Genomic DNA, 19,600 nt, shown 5'->3' with positions numbered 1-19,600 from the left:
CCCATTTACAGATCGAGGCTTTGTGGAAGAATGACCAGATCGCGAATGGTAATGTTGCGCGGGCGGGTCAGCATGAACATCACCGATTCCGCAACTTCCTTCGGTTCCATCAGACTGCCATTAGCCAGCGCTTCATCCAGCTTTGCCTTCGGCCAGTCGCTAATAAGTGCGGTAACCACCGGACCCGGCAGAACGCCACCAACGCGGATACCGTGCGGGGCAACCTGACGGCGAACCGTATGAACGAAAGCCTGAACGGCATGTTTGGATGCGGTATAGATAGGCTCCCAGATGACCGGTACGACACCTGCGACAGAGCTTGTCATGATGATATCGCCGGTCTTTCGTTCCATCATATGTGGCAGAACCGCATGAATGGTGCGGAAAGCCGCGTTGATGTTGAGGTTCAGCATGCGGTCCCATGCATCCGGGTCGCCTTCCCAAAGAGGTCCGCCAATATAGGCACCCGCATTGGCGTGAAATACGTCGAGTTTGCCCGCTTGGTCGAGTATTTGCGGCATCATGGTGGCGACTGATGCCGGATTGAGCAGATCAATGACCAGCGGCCTGGCTTTATCGCCGAGCTCGGCGCATTTTTCATTAAGCGCCTTCTCGTCACGGTCGACGAGAAACACCGTCATTCCCGCTTCTAACATGTGCTTTGCACATTCGAAGCCGATGCCAGAGGCAGCACCGGTAACGGCGCCGACTTTTCCATTGAGATCCTGAGCCATTTTTCAGTCCTTAAAGTTTTAGGCGCGACCGTGCGACTGGCGCGAGCGGCGGGCAAGGGAGTCGACAATCACGGCGATGGCGAGCACAGCGCCAGTAATCATGTAGCGAAGCGACGATGACAGATCGAGCAGCGTCAAACCGCTGGCAATCGACTGGATGACGATAATGCCAAGTAGAGCCGACCAGGCGCTGCCACGTCCGCCAAAGAGGCTAGTGCCGCCGATGACCGCTGCTGCAATCGCGTTCAGGTTGACGTCGCCAGTGCCTGCCTGCTGGCTGGAAGAAGCAAGGCGAGCTGCGGCCAGAATGCCGCCTGCGGCAGCCAGAACCGAACAGGTCATGAAAGCCGACATATAGATAAATTTCACATTGATGCCAGCGCGACGCGCAGCTTCACGATTGCCGCCAACGGCCTGCATGGCGCGGCCCCATTTGGTGCGGGTGAGTGCGTAGTTCATCGCGATCACCAGAGCCACGAACAGGCCGAACATCCATGGCACGCCGCGCGACTGGTTGAGATAGAATACTGCACCACCGACAATGACCGTGATGACAATGGCCTTGAGCGCAATCCCGGCCGACGACGGTGCCGACAGACCGGCTTCGCGGCGGCGCTGCGCGGAACGGAACCCGGTGAAGAAGATTGCAAGTCCGGCAATTAGCACCAGCGCATAAGAAAGCGGGCGCGGCATCACCAGAAGCTGGCCGAAGCTCACGAGCCAGGAGCCGTAAGGCAGATTGATCGAGCCGGTATTGCCCAGGAGATAAAGCTGCAGGCCAAGCGCTGCCAGCAGGCCAGCCAGCGTGGAAACGAAGCTTGGCATGCTGAAGCGATTATAGAGGAATGCGTAAAGCAGGCCGATCAGCGCGCCGGTGCAGAGCGCTGCCAGCATTGCGATCCCGACCGGCCAGCCATGATTGACCCACAGCACGCCGACAATTGCCGAAGCAAGACCGCTGACCGAGCCGACTGAAAGGTCGATTTCGCCCAGCATCAGGATGCAGACGATACCGAGCGAAATGACGCCGATGGTCGAGCAGTCGAACAGCAGGTTGACGAGATTGTTGCTCGACAGGAAAACCGGGTTCAATGTCTGGAAGACGGTCCAGATGATGACGAGGCCGACGATGACCGGCAGTGATCCAAGATCGCCCGAGCGAACACGGTCGAAGAAATTGCGCAGCGCGCCTGAAACGCCTTCGTCATGGCGCACGCGGGTATCCTGCCGGTCGAGAGGGGTATTTCCGGTTGCCTGGTTCATTATGCTTCTCCCCGATCATGGACCTGACCGGTTTCATGCTGCGCCTGACGCCGTTCGGCACGGCGGGAAACGGAATTGCTGCTTGCGCCGGTGATAGCTGCGACCAGCTCCTCGTTTGAGGAATCCGGGTAGAAAACACCATTGTTTCGGCCAAGCCGCAGCACGACGATACGGTCCGCGACAGCACGAACGTCTTCCATATTGTGGCTGATCATCAAGACACCGAGCCCACGGTCACGAACGCGCTCGATAAGATCGAGAACCTCAGCGGTCTGCGCAACGCCAAGTGCTGCAGTTGGTTCGTCGAGCATAATGAGCTTGGGATCAAGCAACAGCGAGCGCGAGATCGCGACCGTCTGGCGCTGGCCACCAGAAAGGGAGGCGACCGGCTCGCGTACACTCGGAATACGGGCGGAAAGCTCGTTCAGAAGCTTCCACGCCTTGATCTCCATGGATACTTCGTCAAGCCGATAGGGGCTCATTTCGCGGCCAAGGAAAATATTGGCGACCACGTCGAGATTCTCGCACAGCGCCAGATCCTGAAAGACCGTCGCAATGCCGAGATCGAGCGCAACGCCCGGCGAGGAAAGCACAACCTTCTCGCCATTGAATTCGATTGTGCCGGACGTGGGCTGATGCACACCCGCCAGCGTCTTGATAAGCGTGGACTTCCCCGCGCCGTTGTCGCCGACAAGAGCGACAACTTCGCCCGGAAAGACTTCCAGATCGATATCTGTCAGCGCTGAAACGGCACCGAAATTCTTGGATATGCCGCTTAGACGCAGCACTGGCTGCCGCGACGACGCAGCGGCTTCGTGATCTTGGGACATGATCTCACTTTCCCTGGCATATTGCAGGATACGCCATTGCACATCAAACTGCCCGACCGGATAACCGGCCGGGCGTATCGTTGCCTACTTCGTGATGCCGAGCTTCTTGCAGCCTTCGGCATAGCGGTCGACGCACAGGGTTTCAGCCGAAACGATGTTCTTGTCGATGATCTCAGCCTTGAGATTGTCAGCCGTCACGACCACTGGAACGAAAAGCTTCGACGGCGTGTTGTAGAGCGTGGCTTCTGCCTTCGGGGTTTCGTCATTCAGAAGCTGGCCCGCGACGCGTGCGGCTTCCGCAGCAACGATTTCCGACGGCTTTTTGATCGTATTGTACTGATCGCCCGAAATGATGAGCTGGAGCGCTGCAATCGTCGCATCATTGCCGGTGACCGGAGGAAGCGGATCGATACCAGCCGCCTTCATGGCTGCAATCGCGCCGCCAGCGGTGCCATCATTGGCAGCCACCACGCCGACGATCTGGTCGTTGAAGCGAGTGATCTGGCCGCTGGCCCACTGCTGTGCCTTGCTCGGTGCCCACTCGGGCGTATCGTATTCGGCAAGCGTCTTGTAGCCGCTGTCCTTCAGTCCGGCATGGATACCGTTCTTGATGAGACCGGCTGCGGCATCGGTTGGCGAACCATTGATCTGCAGGACGCCGCCCTTGTCGCCCGGTACACCCTTGTCCTTCAGGTGCTTGACCAGCGAATCGGCAATCGACTTGCCGATGGCTTCATTGTCGAACGACACGTAAAAATCGGAGGTCGCATCCGGGATCGGACGGTCATAGGCGATGACCTTGATACCCTGGGATTGGGCCAGCTTGACCAGCGAGGCTGCCGCCGCCGTGTCAACCGCATCGAGCACGATCACCTTCGCGCCCTGCGAAATGACCGAGTTGAACTGCTGCTGCTGCTTGCTCGCATCGCCATCGGCATTGAGATAAAGCACCTTGCAGCTTTCGCAGATCTTCTTCATCTCGGCGGCAAAGCCCGGATAATCACGCTCTTCATAACGGGTGGATGCCTGATCCGGCATCAAGAAGCCGACCACTGCGTCCTTCACTTCTGCCTGAGCACCGCTCGCAAAAGAGGACAGCATCACCGCAGCAAAAGCTGCCTTACCAAACAGATTCTTCATGTCTCACTCCCGTTGGGTTTTAATTTTGTTGTTTCGCAACCTTACAGACGAACTTCGCCTCGCTATTCCACCCTGAATGTTCTCCCGATAGCGACCTTCTACTCCACAAAGTTCCGATCATTCTGACGGCACACCGCATCGCGGTACGCCAATCAAATCGAGCGCTGCTGACGAGGATTGTTGTGCATGAATCGAAGGCTCTTCCCCGCCCTCGGCATGTGCGCACCGCTCCTCTCGGCTTGTCGTCACACTGCACCATCGATAGTGCAACACGATCATTGCTCGACATGCGGTATCCGGTCAAGAGGAAAATGCCAGAGGAACACACCGGATTCGCACCTGCTCCCACTTGCAGCGGGTGGTGACAGACCGCTAAGATCGAACTTCTACCCACATGAAAAGCAGGCTTAATGAGCACTCCCCGGAAAGTAACCATTTACGACATATCGGAAAGAGCTGGAGTATCTCCGTCGACCGTTGCTTCTGTCATGAATGGTTCGTGGGAAAACCGCAGGATAAATAAAGCAACGGCGGACCGAGTAAGAGTAATAGCCCGTGAACTCGGCTATACGACCAACCTTCAAGCGCGCGGATTACGCATATCCAACTCCGGCTTGATCGGCATGATCTTGCCGATGCTGGACAATCGATATTTCAGCTCGATGGCGGCGTCCTTCGAAGCGGTAGCCCGCTCCCGGAATCTTGTTCCGGTCGTTGCCAGCACATTGCGCGATCCGCAGCAGGAACGCAGCACTGTGGAAACATTGATTGCTCACAACATCGATGCCCTGCTGATAGCAGGCGCAACCGATCCGGACAGTGTCGCGGAACTGTGCGAAAAGGCTCACCTGAAGCATATCAATGTTGACCTTCCGGGAAAACACGGCGCGTCCGTGATCAGCGACAATTATGACGGCGCCCGACAGTTGACCCGCCAGATTGCCAGCCGCAGGTCTCATCGAACGGAAAACAGCTTCTACTTCATCGGTGGCGTGGATAGTGACCACAACACGCGCGCACGTGTGCGCGGGTATAAGGATGAACTGGCTGCGCTGAACCTTCCGGTTCGCGGCGGAACAATCACGACGAATGGCTACGATCCCGAAAATGCCGCAAGTGCAATCCGCGCAGTTTACGGTGAACTTAACGGCCTGCCGGAGGCGCTTTTCGTTAACTCGACGAGCCCCTTTGAGGGTATCGTCAGTTTTCTCAAGACACTGCCGGTTGACGAGGTCCGGGAGTGCTCCATCGGGTGTTTCGACTGGGACCCCTTCATTGAGGTTCTCCACTTCCCGGTCGTGATGGCCCGGCAAAATGTTCAGGCAATGATCGAACGCGCCTTCGAGCTTCTGGATGAGCCTGCACAAACGACCGACCAGCCCGAAATGATACCGACGGAGCTCATTATTCCACGGGGTCTTTGAACCTCATTGCTTGGATAGGAGAAATATGCCGTCCGCGCGATCACCGGTTGTTTTGTTTTTTCAGATAGATAAGCTGAGCTGTCAGTCCTATGATGAGGATGATCAAAAGACTGCCCTGCGCGCCCAGCAACAACGGGGATTTGGGATCGGTCACAAATGGATGACCATTTGGTACGCGCCGCAATACCTCGCTTACCGCCGGCACTATTAGCAGGAAGGCAGTCAAGCTTAAAAAGACTGTTTCCAGATAGCGGGTCGCACGACCAAAGATTGAACTGTAACCGATTGAATAACCGGCAATGAGCAGAACTATCGTCGCAGCACCGATAACATAGCTGACCTGCTGGCGTGCAACGAGAAATGTTGTGCCAGCACCTATGAGCATCGAGACAAAATAAAGACCTCCGGATTTTGACCCGGGCAAAATTCGCCCGTAGCGGACGAACATGTAGATGGCCAGGGGAATGGCAGGCAAACTGCCGATCGTGTGCATCCAGCCTAGCGGGGAAATTCCAAACATAACCAAAGCTCCTGTAAATATAACAACCTACTAATAGATAGGTTTTAGAATAAAACCTAGTTCATTGATCAGGACGGTCGATTAACCATTCAAAACATACTGATAGCATCCATCCACATTCACCACAGTCATCCTTCCCAAAATTCCCTCGCCATTTCGACAACTGGCCGACGAGAAGCACCGTCGTGACAGCGACATTCCAGAAACAGGCACACAACATTTCGATATTCATTCCAGGCATTGCCTGCGCCCGGCATGTTTCGAAATATCAATGCGATGATGGCTGCAGGCTGGATAACGGGGTCGCCGCATTCGCCTCCCTGCCAATTGATAGCCTGACTACAGAGCATGATCAGGCTTTGATCGAAATCACTGTGCCGCAGCCAGTCTGCGAAGCATTGGTTCAACTATAAGCGAAAACATCTTCGGATCGCTGTGGGCTCTCGCTGACAACATCCCTCCGTGAACGGTAGCAGCAAAAGCTTCTGCCTCGATGTCAGGGGAGTCGATCAAGCGAATGCGGCCCTGTCTTGCGCCGCGTGTGAGGACTGATGTCAACCATCTCGATAACGATCTGAAATAGTTTTGAATCTCAGAAGCGAGTTCCTGTGGCAATATAGGAATTTCGCTTGCCAGAAGCGCCCCTACACAGAATGGCGCACTCCCGTCCGTGATACACGCACTCCAGTATTGAGTATAAGCCTGCAGTTGCTCCAGCGGATCATCGACTTTGCTCTCGAGATTGGCAAAACCTGCTTCTGTATCTTCACGATGTCGCACGATTAGTGCCTTTACCAGATCGACCTTGCTCGGAAAATGATGATGGATACTGGCCTTGCGAATGCCTACGACGCTGGCGATATCCGCGTAGCTGAATCCATTATACCCACCCGACATGATCAAGGTTTTGGCGCATGCGAGAATATCATCGGAAGTGGTGGACAAATTGCTCATACTCAGTACCTACCTTCCAGTAGGTTGAATGTCAAGATAGATCAAAGTGAAGAGATTTGTCACACGGTCGAATTTTACCTCATGCAGAACCCGATCCCGTCGACACAGTTCATATGTTGCAACAGTCCGGGGCAAACGGCACGAAATGGATCGACTCTGGACTTCGCAAACAGGTTAGTGCCGGAAGTCTTGACCGCGGTCGAGTTTCTGGCTCTGACGTATCGCTGCTATTTCCTGGGCCCTGGCGGTCGAAACTGTTTGCTGAAGAACCTTCAACGTGTCCTGAAGCCCCTCGAAAACGGAATGTTGTGCGGGAGGCACGCGTTTGATGTTGTCGCGGTCGCCGCGCAGGATTGCATTGCGCCCGAATCTGAGATCAAGGGCGCGGCTGACGCTTGTGAACTCCCGACGAATATGCGGTTCGAGCGAACCGGCGAGGACATCAAGCCGCGCGTTCTTCTTTTGCATCGCAGTTGTGATGCGACGGAGTTCTTCGCTAGCCTCTTCTGACAATCCTGGAATGGCGGTCTCCATCTGCTGACGCTCTGCGGCGATTGCTGTTGTTGCAGCGTTCAGGGCTGAGGCCCAGCCCGATCCCAGCGAGCGGACACTTGCCTGCACATCCGGCACGGCTTCCAGTGCTGTCTTTCGCTCGCGGCCAACGGCCAGAAGCCTGTCCCTCAGCCGACCAGAGCCGCGCAGGGCACCATAGGCCGCAGGATCATTGGCAATGGCTGCCGCAATCCGATCACCGGCAATGCCTTTCCGGATCAGTGTCTCGATCGTTTCAACAGCATTGGCAGGTTCACGCCAGATCCGCATTGCTGTTTCAGCAAGCAGCGAGCGGTTGTGAACATGGAGAGCGGCTTTTGAAGCTCTTTCGCGCGCCTCAACCTCGACCGGGGTCGTAAACTCTGTCACGGCGGCAAGCAGCGGCGGTATGTTGCAGGCTTTCGAGCCCTGCCCGATATTGTCAGTCGGCCGGGTCCGGGACGAACCCGGAGAATTTCGATCCAGGGACATCGGGGCTGTCGGATTCTGCATGGGGAATCTTCCGGATTGCCTCTCATGATAAGAAACCCTGCGTTCCCGATCGATTGCCAAACCGAGCGCCGCACCTGCTCGCTCCCACAGCATTGCCACCTGCTGGCGCTTTTGCGACAGCCACGCCAGCTGGCGTCGTGCTCCTGCCCCTGTGCCAGCGACAATCCCGGCAAGTGTGTCGATACCACGCCTGCGGGCAAAGTCCCGCACATGTGCCTGGTAGCCAGCCTCGCCAGCAAAATCCAGCGTCGTGGTTTTGGCGCCCGAGCGCCCGAGGCGTTTGGCCAGTTGCCGGAACAATTCCGGTGTGTGGCTTTCCCCTTCAATGCTTTTGCGGCGGACACCTGTGGCTTCATGCAGCCTGGCCGTCCAGACATTGCGTTCAACCGTGCGCTCCTCAAAGCGCCTTTCACCGCCTTGCGCATCAGGGACTGCAATTTTTACCGACACGGTCTCGACGCCATCCTTGCGAAGCGTGACCGTATCCCCTTTTGAAGCTCCCGCCGCAGACAGGGCTGCCGGCAGACCGACACCCCGGAGGCGATGGACCTTCCCGCCCTCAACCTTCAGATCAGCATAGGGCGTATCATTCGTGTCCTCATCCCAGGACCGGAATTTTGTCACCCCGGTTTCGACCAGTTCGCCGGTGATCCCCTTCGCGTAATCAATACGGGATCTGTCCTCCCGTTCGGGCCTGAAGTCCTCGCGTGCAGCATAAAGATCAGCCCTGTGACGATGACGGGTCATGGACACACAGGTCAGGTGCCTGTCCATCATGCCGCTGGCAAGCACAAGGGTCCGGTCGACAGTCGCGCCCTGCGACTTGTGGATTGTCACCGCATAGCCGTGATCGATGTTGCGGTAACTGTCCTCGCTGAGAACAATCTCGTTGCCGCTGTCGAGCCGGACAGAAAGAAGCGGCGCGCGGAATGCGTTGCCGGTGGAGACCACCGTGCCGAACATGCCGTTCCTGACGTATTGCGGACGGTTTCCCCTTGCACGCGGTTCGAGGAAACGGGCGTTCTCGAGAAAGATAATCCGGTCGCCTGCAGCAAACTCCCGCATGCCCCGCTCCGTCCGGAAGCGGCGCGCGCCATCGAGCGCTCCCTCTTCCCGCATCACCTTGCGCAAGGCTTCATTCAGCCTGTGGACATCCCTGTTGGTGTGCGCCAGCACCAGCAATGCATCACCCGGCAACTGGCCACCACCGTTTGGTGCTGCGATCCCCGTCCCGGGTTGCACGCCTCGTCCCGTCTGTGATGGCGTGATCAATTTCCGCCGCGCATCCGTCCAGTCCCTGACCAGACGCCCGATCAGTGCATCCCGGGTTTCCGCCTCGACCAGATGCCCGCGTCTGGCGTAGATCTCCAGTCCCGCCGCGGTGTCACCGCGAGCAAAGAGTTTTGAGGCATCGCGTGCCCATTCATCCTGTTGCCGGCGCACACCGGCAAGTTCGGCGGAACTGATCCGCTCCGATATTGCCCGGAAAGCCGCACCGGCCCCGATCGGCTGAAGCTGCATGGCATCGCCGACCAGAACAACCTTTGCGCCAGCCTTTTCTACGGCATCCAGCACACGTGCCATTTGCAACGACGAGACCATGCCTGCCTCGTCGATGACGAGGATGTCACCGCGCATCAACTGATCGCGCCCGTTATTCCAGGCATGCTCCCACGCGGCAAGCGTTCGCGATCTGATGGCGGAACTCTCCTCCAGCCCCTCGGCAGCCTTGCCGGAAAGTGCCGCGCCCAGGACGCGATGATGTCCGCTTTCCCAGGCAAGGCGCGCAGCTGCAAGCAATGTCGACTTGCCCGTACCGGCAAGACCGACGACAGCAGCGATACCGCTGTCCCCCGTTACATGCTGAATGGCTTCAATCTGCTCAAGATCCAGCCTAAACGGCTTCAGTGGATTGTCCTCTTCGACGAAACGCAATGCCGCTGCGCGTCCAGCGTCCGAAATCCCGAAACCCTTCCTCCCAGACAGGATATCGGCTGAACGCATCATGTTATGTTCGGTGCGCAGGATCTTTCGGGTGGTGAAGATGGCCGGTTCCGTTGCCTCGCCCTTCACCCGGCCATTCACACGACCCTTGATCGGGTCGGTCAGCGCGCCAGACTGCTGTGGTTTAAGGAGCACCAGATCAGGAGAAGCCATCAGTCGTGCACGGATATTGGCAAAGTCTGCCGGATCATCGACATAGCGGTGGATGACCCTTGCGATATCCTTCTCGTCAAAGGTGGAGCGCTCATTGCCAAGCTGTCTGAGGAGAGGCTCCGGATCGGCAAGCAGTCGGGCGGTCATTTTGCGCCGGCGCGCCAGATCGGCAGGTGCAAAATACATCTCGACACCCTTGCGCATCATCGCCGACTTTCCGGGTCCCAGATGCCTCTGGGCAATGCCGTCAAGTCCCTGTTCGGCATGGGAACGACCGTCAAGGCGGATATCACGGCCAGCAAGCGCCAGATACCGGCTGGCTGTTTGCGCCCAGGCGATCTTCCACGCCTTCATTGTCTCCCTGTTGCCGGCCCAGACTGTGTAGACGATCCTGCCCTTCGGCTGGTCCCCTGCTGCCACACGCAGTGGCTTTCCGTCATCGCCGGGGACAGGCATGACCTTGAGACCGAAGCCTTGCGCTGTCAGGGGTCTGAGCGTTGTCAGAACATGTACATGCGGATTACCGTCCCTGTCGTGATAGACCCAGTCAGCAATCATGCCCCTTGAGGTCAGGTTGTCTCTCACGAACTCACGGACCAGGGAGATGTTTTCCCTAAGCGTCAGTTCCTCCGGCAGTGCTATAATCAGTTCGCGGGCAAACTGCGCGTTCACACGCGTCTCGAATGCGTCAACCGCATTCCACAGTGTCTCGCTTGCGTCAGCGGCAGTCTTCCCCTCGATAGCAGTCTGCAGCCACGCTGGAACCGCCTCCGGTAGAGCCAGTTCCTCGTGCCTCAGTTCGTCGTCGCCATCCTTGAAGCTGAAAGACACCCCCCTTTGTTCGTCCACCATCCGGGTGCGGTGCCGATAGGCGGCAGCAGAAATAATGTTGCGACCCGCGCCCCTGCTGATCATCTGCGCTCGCACGAACATTATCGCCACGTCTTTTCTCCTGACCGGCAGTCAATACGTGTGAAAGCCCAGGATTACCCGGGCAGCTGACTCGCCACTTTTCCGTCCCCTTCGCGAGCTGCACCGTTGCACTTGGGGGATTGAAATTGAAAACATGTTTAACTATCTTTTTTCAGTCAGTCAAACTCACAATGCCTACGGTTCGAACAGAAAGGTTCACAAGATGCACATTGATTTTCCGCACAGAATATTAGACGCGACATTGAAGAATGCCGCAGGAACATAAAAAACTATAAACACTAAAATTAGCTCACCGTATGAAACGGCTGCACGACTGCTGGCCGGGCGAACCCCTTGTCCAGACGGAAAGGATGTTTGAACGAACGACGCGTCTTCTCGCAAGACCCACAAGAGCAACGCCTTACAGCAAGGCTTTTTATCCTCTGAAGAGCCAGAATGGCGACACTGGAGCAACGGCGTATGTCCAGCAAGACAATTGATCGAAAGACAGAAGCGCGGAGCAAACGCCTGCTGGGGGCGATTGTCGTGCGGGCCGGATTGTCGAGGGTCGATCGGGCATTCCTGTTAGGAGGTCTGCTGGAACTGGCCAAACTTTCGCCCGGAACACCCGAATACCGCCGGTTGCGCAAAATTGGCGAAATTGCCTTCAGGTCTGAAGTGCCAGAAGAAAATCCAGGTTCAAACCAGGGAGATCGCATTTGATGATTAGAGCAATACCGCTCCCGGGTCTGCTTTTCGCTCTTGTGCCAGTCGTTCTTTCTGGCTTTACTTTTTATGTCGCGCATTGGTTTTGGACCGAACTGGCCGCAGGCTTGTCAGGAAAGCTCCAGTACTGGTTTATGCGTGCTGCGCCTGTACCAGTGCTTCTATCGGGGCCGCTTGGGGCACTGCTGACGGTTTGCTTGCTACCGCTGCACCGGCGCCGACCGGTCGCCATGGTCAGCCTGTTTTGCTTTCTGCTTATTGTGGGTTTTTACACGCTGCGCGAGATCACCCGCATCTCCCCTTTCGTAGAAAGCGGAGTCCTGCAATGGGATCAGGCTCTATCATTCCTCGATATGGTGACCCTGGTTAGCGTCGCAATTGGATTTGTTGTTTTAGTGGTATCCGTGCGCATCTCTAGCGTTGTGCCCCAAACGGTGAAGCGTGCTCGTCGCGGAATCTTTGGAGATGCAGACTGGTTACCGATGTCGGCGGCGGCACAGCTCTTTCCTGCGGACGGCGAAATCGTTGTTGGCGAGCGCTATCGTGTCGACAAGGAACTCATCCATGAACTGCCTTTCGATCCGGTCAATCCGTCTACCTGGGGGCGCGGTGGAAAAGCTCCACTCCTGACTTATAATCAGAATTTCGATTCAACCCATATGCTGTTTTTTGCGGGATCAGGTGGGTTTAAAACGACCAGTAATGTCGTGCCCACAGCCCTTGTCTATAGTGGTCCGATCGTTTGCCTGGACCCGTCATCCGAGGTTGCATCGATGGTAATCGAGCATCGCCGCAAAAGGCTCGGGCGAGACGTCGTGGTGCTCGACCCCGCCAACCCGGTTAACGGTTTTAATGTACTTGACGGGATCGAAACGTCGATCAAAAAAGAAGAAGACATCGTCAGCATCGCACATATGCTGCTGTCGGAAAGCGCTTGCCCTGAAAGTTCAACGGGGTCTTTTTTCCAGAGCCAAGCACACAATTTGCTAACAGGACTGTTGGCGCATGTAATGCTATCGCCAGAATTTTCCGGGCGGCGAAATCTGCACAGCCTGCGTCAAATTCTTTCCGAACCGGAAACGTCGGTTCTTGCCATGCTGCGTGAGGTTCAGGAAAATTCCGTCTCGACATTTATTCGCGAGACGCTTGGCGTTTTCGTCAACATGACAGAGCAAACATTTTCAGGCGTTTACTCTACGGCATCGAAGGACACCCAGTGGCTATCCCTGGCAAATTACGCATCCCTTGTCTGCGGAGACAGCTTTAAACCAGCGCAAATAGCCCAGGGCGAAAAAGACGTATTTCTCAATATCCCTGCATCAATCCTTCGCTCCTACCCGGCAATCGGGCGAGTAATCATCGGCTCGTTAATCAATGCAATGATGGAGGCGGATGGCGCATTCCGGCGACGGGTTTTGTTCATGCTCGATGAGGTCGATCTGCTTGGCTATATGCGCATACTAGAAGAGGCACGTGATCGCGGGCGCAAATACGGAATCAGCTTGATGCTGATGTACCAGTCCGTTGGCCAACTGGAACGCCATTTTGGCAAAGATGGTGCAGTTTCATGGATCGATGGATGCGCATTCGCAAGCTACGCTGCGATCAAGGCGCTCGATACCGCGCGTAATGTGTCGGCGCAATGCGGGGAGATGACGGTAGAAGTGAAGAACAGTTCACGCAACAAAGGATGGGATAAGAGCCATCTTTCCCGAAAATCTGAAAGCATCAATTTCCAGCGTCGACCGCTTATAATGCCGCATGAGGTTACCCAGTCTATGCGCAAGGATGAACAGATCATTATAGTACAGGGGCACCGCCCCATCCGCTGCGGTCGCGCCATTTATTTTCGACGCAAGGAAATGGACACAGCCGCCGCAGTCAACCGGTTCGTTAAGTCCGGAAAATGATAAATCAAAAAAGTATTCGCGAAGCTGCCGTTAGCCCCCGCTTTTTACCGTCTAGGTAAAAGGCGCTTTCGCTGCAAAGCAGTGCGTCAAAGCCTTTCCGATAGAACAAGGGGACGTCGGGTTTGTGAATTCAAGACCGGTTGATTTGAAGGGATGGGGCCCCGTCTCCGGCAGAAAAGAGGAAGGGGCACGAACCCGGGTGGAATTCGCGTCTAACATTGCGGAGGTTTCACGCTTCAACACAAGGATGTATCTGACTTCAGCCAGACCTGAAACCGCCACCGCACACTTTCGAGCATCAAACCCGGCGAGCCTGATGATCAAGGTGGTTCGGTCCACCCACTCGCCGCTGCTGTCGACTTTATCGAGCGAACTGCAGAACCGATTTTCAATCGGCGAAGGTGAAGCCCTTCCCGCGAATTGCATGCAAAGGGAGCACGATCCCGGCTTTTCTGGCCCGCCGTCTCAGGCGACTCACAATGGTATCCAGGTGAGCATAGTTGAACTCATAAATATCTTCTCCGAGCGCAACGACCAGATCATGCCGCTCAACTATTGCGCCGCGCTCAACCAACAAACGGCTCAAAATCCGTTGTTCGGATGTCGTGAGCCGCAGACGATGCCCCCGGCCATCGGTAATGACCCAGCCGCTTTCCACCAGTGCCCATTCAGGAGACGGACACGGCGAAACAGTTATGGGCTTCTCCAGACGATTAAAGACCGCCGTCACAGTAGCAGCGAGTTCCCGAACATCCACTGGTTTGACGAGATAGGCATCGGCGCCAGATTCGAGACCATTAATACGATCATCAATAGAACCGCGAGCTGTCACCATAATAATGCCGACTGATTGCGATGTTCTCAAATGCGCGGCCGCGGATAGCCCGTTTTCCCCCTTCAGTCCGACGTCGAGAATAACAATGTCTGACGGCTTGGCTGCATATGCTCGGTACAGAGCTGCAGCGGATTCGAACCCATGAGTGTTCAAGCCCAGACTGGCTAAACCAAAGACCATTTCCTCGCGGAAGTCGTCGTCATCATCGACCACATATACGAGAGGGATACTGGCGGCATCATCTTTTCCACGTCTCTCGTCGAAATTGGGGCGATTTCGTAAGATATCTGACATTGTCAATCTCAAGTATTCACGACGTTACCGGTATCGGCAACTTTTTGGCATACAGGTCCGCGGGGGCAAGCAGAAGAGCGGCTAAATCTTGCTCACTGAACGCGAACTCTTGCCAATCCGCTCCTCGTATAGCAATGACGTCTTTGGTGCATTATCCAGATGTCTCACTTTTATTGCCCAGCGGTCTCATCCGGCATGCTCTTTCAACGCCACTCCCGAATCTCAACAAGTGTGCGCGAAGTTCCGGAACAAGCGGCTCAGACAACCGCTCGCGCCGCGCTTCACCGGGCATCAAGCCGAAACGTTCACGGAAACTACGCGAGAAATGGCTAGCGCTCGAAAATCCGTGTTCAAATGCGATTTTGGCAATCGATCGCGGAATCATGTCTGTTTGCGTGATCTCAAGAAAAGCTGCGTCGAGTCGGCGGTCTCTGATCACGCCCGCAATGCCACCGTCTTCCGCAAACGCACGATAGAGATGCGCGCGCGAGACATTAAAACGACGAATAATCAAGTCCAGGCTAAGTTCCGGATTATTGAGATTCCGATCGACATAATCCAGAACCCGCTGACGTAAGGCAATGCTTAAGGGGCGAAGTTCTTCAATCCCTGTTGCGCGCAAACCTTGCAAGGCGGCGGCCAGAATCGTAACCAACGATTCCTGCACTGCGACAATTTCGTCATTCGATAGATGTTCGCTCAGGCCATTCAACCCCTCGAGGTAAGCAGTGATCAACTGCGTCATCGGAAGATGTGCTTGCAGTACTACACCATGCAGATTTGCATGCCCCGTCGCCTTCGCCAGAATTCCGCGCGGTATAAGAGTAGACAGAGTGCCGCCCGCGGTCACGTCGCTCTGAAGAACTTGTGTTAGATCAAGGATACAGATATCTCCCGATCGTGCCGTCAGGCTGTTGTTCGCGGCGTCGCCCAGGATTTCCCCTCCCTTTACAACCGCAACGAGGAATTGATCCAGACCACTCCATGCTATTATACGTCGGTCGCGATTATATCGCTGAGAGTTAAATGTAACGGAAGCCAGAGTAAACCCGGCTATCTCGCGAGATCTTATGGCACCCTCCAGTCGACCACTTTTGCTTCCAGGAATCGGTGTCGTTTCATAAAAGGGTCGGGAAGCCTCCCGCCAGAAATCATTCCTCAGGCGTTCCTCGACGAAATCAGTTGAAATAATAACGTCCTGACCGGATTTAGCCTCACAGCCATTTTTCTTCACCGACATTTGCCGCCCTGTCCTTCGATCCAACTGCGAGTCGAGGTATTTACCTGCGAGAAGTTATAACACGCGTTTTGTTCTGCATAATGCCTCGTCCCCAAACTCAATCCTGGATCGCCTCACGCACAGGCTCATGCCGATTGAGCGAGTAGATAATTTTTTGTGCTATCTCCGCGGTTCAAAAGGCCCGAGCAAGAACCAATTCACCATCCTGTTCGTTTAATGGCGCTGGAGACGGTCAACGTCAGTTATATCAGTAATAGCTAACAGTGCTTGCATTAATATTAATTTTCATCATTTTACAAAACAGTCTATTGATAGGATATCAGTATATCAATTAGTGTGTTCTTCTAATGGAATGAAAAGCCGGGAGCCTGTTGCTCAGAAATTTCCCCGTATCCGGAGGTTGATGATGTCTAGATGGACAATAGCTGCAATGGTTTTGGCTGGTGGGACGTTCATACCGCCCGTCGTCTTCGAAGCTGGGGCACAAACGACAGTAGAGTGCCGATCCAGAGACTATAAATATGATGAATGCTATGCTGGCCCCCTGTCCAGGCCACAGCTCATTCATCAGACATCGAGTGCCTCTTGCATATTAAACCGCACATGGGGATACAACCCGAAAAGCCGCTATATATGGGTGGCTCAAGGGTGTTCGGGTGTGTTTGCGGATGTGGGTGGCTATCATCACGGTCGTGGCGACGGGTTTGATCCAGGAGCACGCCAGTACGATCACCGAGGCCATGATGTTGGCGGGGTAGTAGCGGGCGCGGTACTGGGAGCGATTGTTGAAGGAATGTTGACGGATCATCCGAAGAAGCACCATCACACGACGAGCAACCACCGTGATACGGACGACTATAATGGCTGTCACGGCATTGGATGTAATGTTGACCGACCGAATGACTCCGGTGAGATCGATACGACGCCCCAGTTCGACAGAAACGGGGAACCAAACTACGATACCCACGGCAACTACATCGGCTGCCATGGAGTTGGCTGCCTGGTCGATAGTCAAGATTAGTAAAAACCGTGCAGCCCGCCCTCCTTCAAATATTACAAGACCCACGACGAATGTTCATATTCGTGGATAGACTTCATGTCACTATCACTTCTTAATATTTCCAGAACCTGACACTCCGGCATGAAAAACATTCGAATGCGTTGAATCAATTTATACCTTTATCACGTTCCAATGGGAGAATTGAATGACAGGCCTGAAACCCAGACATTTACTGCTTGCGTTTTTACCCTTGGCGGTTGCCGGATGCGTTACCGCAGATGATGTATACCGGGACAACTGTACCTCCTTCGGTTTCAGGCCCGGCACTGATGCATTCGCAAACTGTATGATGGAACAGAGCGCACGCCACGATGAGGATGAACAACGCGCACAAGATCGCATTTATGCTCAAGAACAGCGCGACCGTGAGCGCAAAAGGGAGCGTCGCCGCCGCGAGGAACAACAGATCGATACCAGGCCTCAGTTCGATAAGGACGGCAATCCAAACTTTGATACACAAGGGAATTACGTTGGTTGCCATGGAGCCGGATGTGGGGTCGACAATCCCGATAATCCGGCTGATAGTAACAACTAAAAATCTGAACGGTATCAAAAATCTGAACGGTATCGCCGCTTATGTCTAAAAGCTGTTTGACCCGGGCAAAGGTCAAGATCGGGCCGCCGCTGCGTCAAATTCTATCGCCTTTGACATTGGGCGTATCCGTAGCATGGCTGGCTATAGTGGCGTGCCTTGGCTGGTGGATTTCCCACCTTGCAGTATCAGCTGAGACCAGGAGATTGGCTGCAAGCGCCGAGTATGAGGCACAGACAACGGCGCGCGTTGTTGATCGGCTGTTCACGGAGATGAACAGCGTCGCCAACATGGTTGCTAAGCAGAACCGGGTAATCGAACTTGCGTCTCGCTATCGGGTTGATCCCCCGGGCTTCTCGGAACTAACGCGTGAAGAGCGGGCAGCTATACTTACAAGTGACCCCCTCGTTCGTCTGGTCGGCGATTTCATGACCCGGCTATCGGACGACCTTCACTATGCCCGTATTTATATGAACAATTTGTCACACGATACCGTAACATCCAGTCAGTGGGCTGATCGCTTTAACATAGTGGGACAGATTTATACCGGCCGGGCATATCTAATTGATGCATTGCGCGATGGTAGCGGGCAACTGTTTGGTATCGCTCGCTTGAACCAGATGCCATCGTATTTTGTTACCAGTCGGATTGAGGGCACTGGCGACGAGGCGCTGGGGTCGGTTACGGTGCGGTTTGACGCACCGGTAATGGCACGCTATCTGACAGGTCAACACGTCGCATTGATCGTGAATCGCCAGGGACGAGTAACGACGGCATCTTCTGCGACATTCATGCTACGCAACGTTGCGGCGGTTTTGCCGCCCGAAACCCTGCAGCCTTCAAACAGCGACGAGAGTCCAGGAGAGGCGATGGCCGTGCAGCAAATTGCGGACGTGGAAGGGGGCGACCAGTGGTTGATCGACGGCCACTCCTATCTGATACGGCATCAGCCGCTGGGTAACGCGCAGTACCAGTTACTTACCTTGGCGCCGCTCGATTATTTGGGCGCTCTACAACGGCAATATCTTGTCGCCGCCGGGGGCGTTGCAGCCTTGGGCCTTGCGCTGATTGTACTTGCTGGTCGTTTGGTTGACCAACGTACCGAACGCCGTCAGCGAGCAGAGCAGGATCGCATTCTGGCCATCTCGCAGGCAGCCGAGCGCGAGTTGACCATCAAAGTACAGGAGAGAACGGCAGAACTAGCGGAGAGTAATGCGTCACTTGAAGCCGAGGTGGAGCGCCGCCGGCTGCTTGAGATAAAGCTCCAGCAGTCTCTCGACTCGGTTAACGATGCTCTTGCACAGCAACGGGACTTTGTAGCCGTGGTGTCCCACGAGTTCCGGGGCCCGCTGGCAGTGATTGCAGCTGCTGCTGACAACCTGCTCATTTCATTGGCTGATGGCACAGACAGCATAAAGTTACGCGTCAGCAAAATAAGCCGCACTGTTAAACGTATGGCATTGCTAATCGAAAACGTGCTGGCTGGCGACCGGATAGATGCGGGACAATCACAATCCGGGCAAGCGGATGTATTTGATCTCAACGAGATTATACACACGGCACGGATGGGATTTGATGAGGCTGCCGCTGATCGCATTACTTTCGTGAATGGTGGCAGAACGCCGGTTAAATGTGACCGCGCCCTTATAGAGATTGTTCTACACAACCTGATACAAAATGCGCTGAAGTACTCTTCTGAGAATTCTCCAGTAAATATCCAATTGTCGACTGATCACAATATGGCTCTTATTACGGTGACTGACCAAGGCAAAGGCATCACTCCAGATGAGCGTGAACTGATATTTATGAAATACTTTAGATCGCCTGGCCATACTACAACAGGGTTTGGCCTGGGACTTTACATATCACGCGAGATTGCCCGACAGAATGGGGGCGATATCACACTGATGGCCAGCGATACCACGGGATCAACTTTTTGCTTCTCGCTTCCCATTGAGGCAGAATTTGGGGCAAGTACCGTATCCAAAGCGGAATAACGACCGTTGTTGGACCGATCATCCGAAC

At 55.0% G+C, this 19,600-nt stretch carries 15 protein-coding genes and 1 pseudogene; 7 read left to right on the top strand and 9 right to left on the bottom strand.

What is annotated here, in order from left to right:
• Positions 1–5: 5 nt before the first annotated feature.
• The 4 genes from OINT_RS12925 to OINT_RS12910 form a co-directional block, all read right to left on the bottom strand.
• A complete protein-coding gene (locus OINT_RS12925; protein ID WP_006468282.1) occupies positions 6–734 on the bottom strand; it encodes an SDR family oxidoreductase in 729 nt (242 codons plus the stop codon).
• 18 nt (positions 735–752) lie between these two features.
• Complete coding sequence (locus OINT_RS12920) at positions 753–1,997, bottom strand: sugar ABC transporter permease (RefSeq protein ID WP_006468281.1); 1,245 nt, start codon at positions 1,995–1,997, stop codon at positions 753–755.
• The gene (locus OINT_RS12915) at positions 1,997–2,827 is read right to left on the bottom strand and encodes an ATP-binding cassette domain-containing protein (protein ID WP_006472046.1); all 831 of its coding nucleotides are present in this window, start codon (positions 2,825–2,827) and stop codon (positions 1,997–1,999) included. The genes OINT_RS12920 and OINT_RS12915 overlap by 1 nt, the downstream gene beginning before the upstream one ends.
• Before the next feature lie 84 nt (positions 2,828–2,911).
• Positions 2,912–3,967: an ABC transporter substrate-binding protein gene (locus OINT_RS12910; RefSeq protein WP_006468279.1), complete on the bottom strand. Its 1,056-nt coding sequence runs from the start codon at positions 3,965–3,967 to the stop codon at positions 2,912–2,914.
• Between the two features lie 410 nt (positions 3,968–4,377).
• On the opposite strand from OINT_RS12910, the pseudogene OINT_RS24365 reads away from it, so the two are divergent.
• Positions 4,378–4,485: pseudogene (locus tag OINT_RS24365) on the top strand (LacI family DNA-binding transcriptional regulator); the annotation flags it as partial.
• Between the two features lie 117 nt (positions 4,486–4,602).
• Positions 4,603–5,391, top strand: coding sequence for a substrate-binding domain-containing protein (locus tag OINT_RS12905; protein ID WP_235691704.1), 789 nt, complete (start codon positions 4,603–4,605; stop codon positions 5,389–5,391).
• A gap of 40 nt (positions 5,392–5,431) precedes the next feature.
• Here the strand turns inward: OINT_RS12905 and OINT_RS12900 are convergent, their stop codons facing one another.
• The 3 genes from OINT_RS12900 to traA form a co-directional block, all read right to left on the bottom strand.
• Positions 5,432–5,911: a hypothetical protein gene (locus OINT_RS12900; RefSeq protein WP_006472044.1), complete on the bottom strand. Its 480-nt coding sequence runs from the start codon at positions 5,909–5,911 to the stop codon at positions 5,432–5,434.
• 369 nt (positions 5,912–6,280) lie between these two features.
• A complete protein-coding gene (locus tag OINT_RS12895; RefSeq protein ID WP_006468276.1) occupies positions 6,281–6,865 on the bottom strand; it encodes a TetR/AcrR family transcriptional regulator in 585 nt (194 codons plus the stop codon).
• Between the two features lie 174 nt (positions 6,866–7,039).
• Positions 7,040–11,008, bottom strand: coding sequence for a Ti-type conjugative transfer relaxase TraA (gene traA, locus OINT_RS12890; protein ID WP_006468275.1), 3,969 nt, complete (start codon positions 11,006–11,008; stop codon positions 7,040–7,042).
• A gap of 450 nt (positions 11,009–11,458) precedes the next feature.
• Between traA and OINT_RS12885 the strand changes: the two genes are divergently transcribed.
• Complete coding sequence (locus OINT_RS12885; protein WP_006468271.1) at positions 11,459–11,701, top strand: conjugal transfer protein TraD; 243 nt, start codon at positions 11,459–11,461, stop codon at positions 11,699–11,701.
• Complete coding sequence (gene traG, locus OINT_RS12880) at positions 11,701–13,614, top strand: Ti-type conjugative transfer system protein TraG (RefSeq protein ID WP_085979565.1); 1,914 nt, start codon at positions 11,701–11,703, stop codon at positions 13,612–13,614. The genes OINT_RS12885 and traG overlap by 1 nt, the downstream gene beginning before the upstream one ends.
• A gap of 388 nt (positions 13,615–14,002) precedes the next feature.
• On the opposite strand, the gene OINT_RS12875 is transcribed toward traG, so the two are convergent.
• A complete protein-coding gene (locus OINT_RS12875) occupies positions 14,003–14,743 on the bottom strand; it encodes a response regulator transcription factor (protein WP_006472043.1) in 741 nt (246 codons plus the stop codon).
• Between the two features lie 151 nt (positions 14,744–14,894).
• Positions 14,895–15,983, bottom strand: a complete 1,089-nt coding sequence (locus tag OINT_RS12870) for a helix-turn-helix domain-containing protein (protein ID WP_006472042.1) — start codon at positions 15,981–15,983, stop codon at positions 14,895–14,897.
• Positions 15,984–16,335: 352 nt separating this feature from the next.
• On the opposite strand from OINT_RS12870, the gene OINT_RS23015 reads away from it, so the two are divergent.
• The 3 genes from OINT_RS23015 (at position 16,336) to OINT_RS12855 (ending at position 19,572) form a co-directional block, all read left to right on the top strand.
• Positions 16,336–17,004 carry a DUF3011 domain-containing protein gene (locus tag OINT_RS23015; RefSeq protein WP_006472041.1) on the top strand — a complete coding sequence of 223 codons (669 nt, stop codon included), beginning with the start codon at positions 16,336–16,338 and terminating at the stop codon, positions 17,002–17,004.
• Positions 17,005–17,188: 184 nt separating this feature from the next.
• Complete coding sequence (locus OINT_RS23010) at positions 17,189–17,578, top strand: hypothetical protein (protein WP_006472040.1); 390 nt, start codon at positions 17,189–17,191, stop codon at positions 17,576–17,578.
• A gap of 203 nt (positions 17,579–17,781) precedes the next feature.
• Positions 17,782–19,572 (top strand): sensor histidine kinase, encoded by a 1,791-nt coding sequence (locus OINT_RS12855; RefSeq protein WP_006472039.1) that lies wholly within the window; start codon positions 17,782–17,784, stop codon positions 19,570–19,572.
• The last annotated feature ends 28 nt before the right edge of the window (positions 19,573–19,600 follow it).

Source organism: Brucella intermedia LMG 3301, from assembly GCF_000182645.1.
GTDB classification, from domain to species: Bacteria; Pseudomonadota; Alphaproteobacteria; order Rhizobiales; family Rhizobiaceae; genus Brucella; species Brucella intermedia.
The sequence above is the reverse complement of the archived record's forward strand: the minus strand, read 5'-3'. Positions and strand labels throughout refer to the sequence as shown.

Coding starts and splice junctions, on each gene's coding strand:
- OINT_RS12925 (WP_006468282.1), bottom strand. CDS start 734: ATGGCTCAGGATCTCAATGGAAAAGTCGGCGCCGTTACCGGTGCTGCC.
- OINT_RS12920 (WP_006468281.1), bottom strand. CDS start 1,997: ATGAACCAGGCAACCGGAAATACCCCTCTCGACCGGCAGGATACCCGC.
- OINT_RS12915 (WP_006472046.1), bottom strand. CDS start 2,827: ATGTCCCAAGATCACGAAGCCGCTGCGTCGTCGCGGCAGCCAGTGCTG.
- OINT_RS12910 (WP_006468279.1), bottom strand. CDS start 3,967: ATGAAGAATCTGTTTGGTAAGGCAGCTTTTGCTGCGGTGATGCTGTCC.
- OINT_RS12905 (WP_235691704.1), top strand. CDS start 4,603: ATGCTGGACAATCGATATTTCAGCTCGATGGCGGCGTCCTTCGAAGCG.
- OINT_RS12900 (WP_006472044.1), bottom strand. CDS start 5,911: ATGTTTGGAATTTCCCCGCTAGGCTGGATGCACACGATCGGCAGTTTG.
- OINT_RS12895 (WP_006468276.1), bottom strand. CDS start 6,865: ATGAGCAATTTGTCCACCACTTCCGATGATATTCTCGCATGCGCCAAA.
- OINT_RS12885 (WP_006468271.1), top strand. CDS start 11,459: ATGTCCAGCAAGACAATTGATCGAAAGACAGAAGCGCGGAGCAAACGC.
- traG (WP_085979565.1), top strand. CDS start 11,701: ATGATTAGAGCAATACCGCTCCCGGGTCTGCTTTTCGCTCTTGTGCCA.
- OINT_RS12875 (WP_006472043.1), bottom strand. CDS start 14,743: ATGTCAGATATCTTACGAAATCGCCCCAATTTCGACGAGAGACGTGGA.
- OINT_RS12870 (WP_006472042.1), bottom strand. CDS start 15,983: ATGTCGGTGAAGAAAAATGGCTGTGAGGCTAAATCCGGTCAGGACGTT.
- OINT_RS23015 (WP_006472041.1), top strand. CDS start 16,336: ATGAAAAGCCGGGAGCCTGTTGCTCAGAAATTTCCCCGTATCCGGAGG.
- OINT_RS23010 (WP_006472040.1), top strand. CDS start 17,189: ATGACAGGCCTGAAACCCAGACATTTACTGCTTGCGTTTTTACCCTTG.